This is a genomic window from Streptomyces sp. NRRL WC-3618 (assembly GCF_001280005.1).
GTDB lineage: Bacteria > Actinomycetota > Actinomycetes > Streptomycetales > Streptomycetaceae > Streptomyces.
In genome coordinates, this window is sequence record NZ_LGDW01000164.1 from 1 (window position 1) to 4,802 (window position 4,802).

1 protein-coding gene and 1 pseudogene are annotated in these 4,802 nt (G+C 72.3%); both read right to left on the bottom strand.

Going from position 1 to position 4,802, the window contains the following annotated elements; genetic code table 11:
* Positions 1-1,759, bottom strand: a pseudogene (locus ADL01_RS42090) (type I polyketide synthase); the annotation flags it as partial.
* A 304-nt stretch (positions 1,760-2,063) separates the two neighbouring features.
* The coding region (locus ADL01_RS17425; protein WP_324614607.1) for an SDR family NAD(P)-dependent oxidoreductase at positions 2,064-4,802 on the bottom strand (2,739 nt) is incomplete at its 5' end.

Sequence of the window (4,802 nt, forward strand, 5' to 3'; positions counted from 1 at the left end):
CGCATCCGCTCCGCGAACACCGGGGACTCCGCGAGCAGCTCACGCGCCATCCCCGCCCACTGCGACCCCTGCCCCGGAAACACGAACACCGGACGGACCACGCCAGTCTGCGCGCGGCCGGTGACCACTCCGCCGGCCGCGCCGTCGTCCTCAGCCAGCCGCTCGAGCCCAGCGAGCAGTTCCTCGCGATCCCGCCCGAGGACAACACCCCGGTGCTCGAACCGCGCCCGCGAAACCGCCAGCGACCAAGCCACATCCCCGACGCCCCACGACGCGTCGTCCGACAGCCGCTCCCGCAGCCGCGCCGCCTGCGCCCGCAGCGCCTCCGGCGTCTTGCCGGACAGAGCCAGCGGGACCACGCCCGCGACGACCGCCGCAGGCCCCTCGGCCTCCCCTTCGGAGGCGGCGACAGGCTCCTCGGCCAACGGCCCCTGCTCCACGATGACGTGGGCGTTCGTACCGCTGACGCCGAAGGAGGAGATACCGGCGCGACGAGGCCCGCCGCCGTCCCGCTCGGCCCACTCACGGGCCTCGGTCAGGAGCTCGACAGCGCCCGCCGACCAGTTCACCTCCGGCGAGGGCTCGTCCACGTGCAGCGTCTGCGGCAGTACGCCGTGCCGCATGGCGAGGACCATCTTCATCAGGCCCGCGACACCGGCCGCGGCCTGGGTGTGGCCGATGTTGGACTTGATGGAGCCGAGCCACAGGGGCTCGCCGCTCTCCGGCCGCTCCTGCCCGTACGTGGCGAGCAGGGCCTGCGCCTCGATCGGGTCACGTTGGCAAGTGCCTGCATGATGACACGCTGCTGGGAGGGACCGTTGGGCGCGGTCAGGCCGTTGCTCGCGCCGTCCTGGTTGATCGCGGAGCCGCGTACGACCGCGAGGACGGTGCGTCCGGCGCGCCGCGCGTCCGAGAGGCGCTCGACGAGGAGCATGCCGACGCCCTCGCCCCAGCTGGTGCCGTCCGCACCGGCGGCGAAGGCCTTGCAGCGGCCGTCGGCCGCGAGGCCCTGCTGGCGACTGAACTCGGTGAATACGCCGGGCGTCGAGATGACGGTGACGCCCGCGACGAGGGCCATGCCGCACTCGCCCTGGCGCAGCGCCTGCACAGCGAGGTGCAGGGCGACGAGGGACGACGAGCAGGCCGTGTCGACGGTGAGGGCGGGGCCTTCGAGGCCGAGGGTGTAGGCGATGCGGCCGGATTCGACGGCGGCGGCGTTGCCCGTGCTCACATAGCCCTCGACGTCCTCCTCGGCTTCGAAGAGGAGCGGGGCGTAGTCCTGGCCGTTGGTGCCGACGAACACGCCGGTGCGGCTGCCGCGTACCGTCGCCGGGTCGATTCCGGCGCGCTCGAATGCCTCCCACGCGGTTTCCAGAAGGAGCCGCTGCTGCGGGTCCATGGCGAGGGCCTCGCGCGGGGATATGCCGAAGAAAGGCGCGTCGAATTCGGCGACGCCGTCGAGGAACCCGCCGTGGGCGGTGGAACTCGTTCCCTGCTTTCCGGCACCATCCGGGTCATAGAGCGCGCCCAGGTCCCAGTTCCGGTCGGTGGGGAGTCCCGAAATGGCGTCCCGGCCTTCGGAGAGCAGCCTCCAGAGGTCTTCGGGTCCGCTGACGCCGCCGGGGAAGCGGCAGCTCATCGCTGTGATCGCGATGGGCTCCTGAGCAGCGGCCTCGATGCCCTTCAGACGTTGCTGCGTCTGATGCAGGTCCGCCGAAACCCACTTGAGATAGTCGCGCAGCGTCTCTTCATTCGCCATCAAATGTCACCTGTTCAAGACGTGTGCCGCACCTGCTGGCATACAACGGCCCTGCCCGCAGCCGTTTTCTCAATGACGCTATGGGGGCCCTATACGACCAACAACCCCTACCCTCCCCCTACTCGCCCCTACGGGATTGCCTCGAATTGAGGCCGGGGGCGAGTGATCGACAAATGGGGTGGATAGGGGCTGCCGGTTCAATTAATTACCCTTGACAGTACTCCTTGTCCATTCATTGGCCGCATTGGTTACATGGCGTTGGCTACACGGAGTTGACTCCACGGCATTGGCTGCATGGTCGGCCTCAGCCGCGGCCGAGTTGCTTCTTGATGAATTCGAGCATCTCGTCGTCGCTGGCGGCCGCGAGTTGCTCGCCGACGTCGTCTGCGTCGCCAGTGGCTTCGGCCCCGCCGCCCGGCTGTCCCCCGCCGTTCTTCCAGCGGTCGAGGGCGGCTTGTAGGCGTACGGCCACCTTGGTGCGGGTGATCTCGTCGGCCGCGCCGGCCGCCGCGAGGCTGCCTTCGAGCCGGTTGAGGTCGCCGAGGAGTAGCGTGGCCGGGTCGGAGGTGTCCGGGGCGAGTTCGGTGCGCAGGCAGTCGGCGAGCGCCGTGGGTGTCGGGTGGTCGAAGACCACGGTGGCGGGCAGGACGAGGCCGGTGAGTGCGTTGACGCGGTTGCGCAGTTCGACGGCGGTGAGGGAGTCGAAGCCCAACTCGCGGAAGGCGCGGGTGGGTTCGACGGCCGCCGCGCCGCTGTAGCCGAGTACGGCGGCGACCTGCTCGCAGACGAGGTCGAGCAGCAGCCGTTCCTGCTCGGCGCGTTGCAGCGACACGAGCTTCGCCACCAGGTCGGGACCCTGCCCGGCGGCCGGTCCGCCGGTGCCGCCGTCGGCGACCGCGGCGGCCGAAAGTCGTTCCACCTCCGGGAGTTCGGTGTACAGCCTGCTCGGCCGCACGGCGGTGAAGGCGGGCGCGTACTGCTGCCAGTCGACGTCGGCGACCATGACGGCGGTGCGGTCCTGGGTGAGCAGCCGCTTGAGGGCGGCGATGGCGCGGTCCGGCTCCAGGGGCGGGATCGCGCCGCCGCGCAGCCGCTCGGCAGCCACACCCTCGGCGGCCATGCCGCTGCCCGCCCATGGGCCCCAGGCCACCGAGGTGGCGGTCAGGCCGCGGGCCCGGCGCGCGCGTGCGAGCCCGTCGAGGAAGGCGTTGGCGGCGGCGTAACTGCCCTGCCCGGCGCCGCCCGCGACCCCGGCGAACGACGAGAACAGCACGAACGCCGACAGGTCGAGGCCCGCCGTCAGCTCGTCCAGGTTGCGCGCCGTTTCCACCTTGGCGCGGAACACGGTGGCGAGCCGCTCCGGCGTCATCGCGTCGAGCACGCCGTCGTCCAGGACTCCCGCGGCGTGGAACACCGCGGTCAGCGGAGCGCCGTCCCCGCCCCCGTTGCCGATCTCGTCCAGAAGACGCGCCAGCGCCTCGCGGTCGGCCGCGTCGCAAGCCGCGACGGTCACTCGTACGCCCAGCTCCTCCAGTTCGGTACGGAGTTCAAGGGCGCCGGGTGCGTCGGGACCGCTCCTGCTCGTCAGTACGAGATGGCCGGCGCCCTCGTGCGCGAGCCACCGCGCCACGTGCCGGCCGAGGGCGCCGGTGCCGCCGGTCACGAGGACCGTGCCGCGCGGCGTCCACTCGCCGGCCTTGTCGCCTTCGAGCGGAGCCGCCGCCCGTACTATGCGGCGCCCGAATGCTCCGGACCCGCGCACCGCCACCTGGTCCTCCCCGGCCCATGCGCCGCCGAGGACACGGCCGAGCCGGGTCACCGCCGCCGTGTCGGCCGCGTCTGGCAGGTCGACGAGGCCGCCCCAGCGCTCCGGGTACTCCAGCGCGGCGACCCGTCCGAGTCCCCACAGCGCCGTCCGCCCGGGGGCGATGTGCGCGTCGGCGTGGCCGACGGCGACGGCATCGCGAGTGGCGCACCACAGGGGCGCGTCGACGCCCGCGTCACCCAGCGCCTGGATCAGCGCCAGCGTGAGCGCGACCTCCGGCGGTACGGCATCGCTGTCGTGCGGTGCGCCGTCGTCGGCTGCGGACAGGAGCGACAGCGCACCGCTGAACGCGGCCGCACCGCCCGACTCCCCGACCGCCGCGCGCAGGGCCGCGCCGAGCGCGTCCCGGCCGGTGGCGTGCGCGGGCACTTCCACCGTCACCGCACGCGCGTCGTGCTCGGCCAGCAGCGCGGCGACCGCCGCGCTCCAGGACGTGTCCGCCCGCCCTTCCGGAACGACGACGAGCCAGTCGCCCGTGAGTTTCCCGGCCGCCGCCTCGGTGAGCGGCGTCCAGGACTCGCGGTAGTTCCACCTGTCGAGCGTGGAGGTCTCGCGCCGCTGCTTCCGCCAGGCCGTCAGCGCGGGCAGCACCTCGGTCAGCGGCGCGTCGTCCGGCACGTGCAGGGTCTTGGCCAGCTCGGCCAGGTCCTCGCTCTCCACCGTCTCCCAGAACCGCGACTCCACCTCGTCGGCGGTCACGGCTCCGTCCACGGCGGCCCTGTCCATCGCCGCCTCCAGCCAGTAGTGCCGGTGCTGGAAGGCGTACGTGGGCAGGTCCACGCGGCGGCGCGCCTCGGCCGGGGCGTACAGCGGCGCCCAGTCGACCTCGGCGCCGCGCACGTACGCCGTGGCAAGGGCGGTCAGGAACGTGTCGGCCTCGGGGCGGTCCTTGCGCAGCGCTGCGATCAGGCCCGCCTGCGCGGCCGGGTCGGTGACGGTGTCGTGCGCCATCGCCGTGAGCACGGAATCCGGGCCCAACTCAAGCAGCGTCGACACACCTTGGGCGGTGAGAGTGGTCAGCCCGTCATGGAAACGCACGGCCTCCCGGACGTGGCGGACCCAGTAGTCGGGGTCCTTCAACTCGTCGGCGGTGGCAAGCTGCCCGGTCAGGTTCGAGACGACCGGCAGCTTCGGTTCCTGGTACGTCAGGCCCCCCGCCACCTTGCGGAAGTCGTCGAGAACCGGGTCCATCAACGGCGAGTGGAACGCGTGCGACAC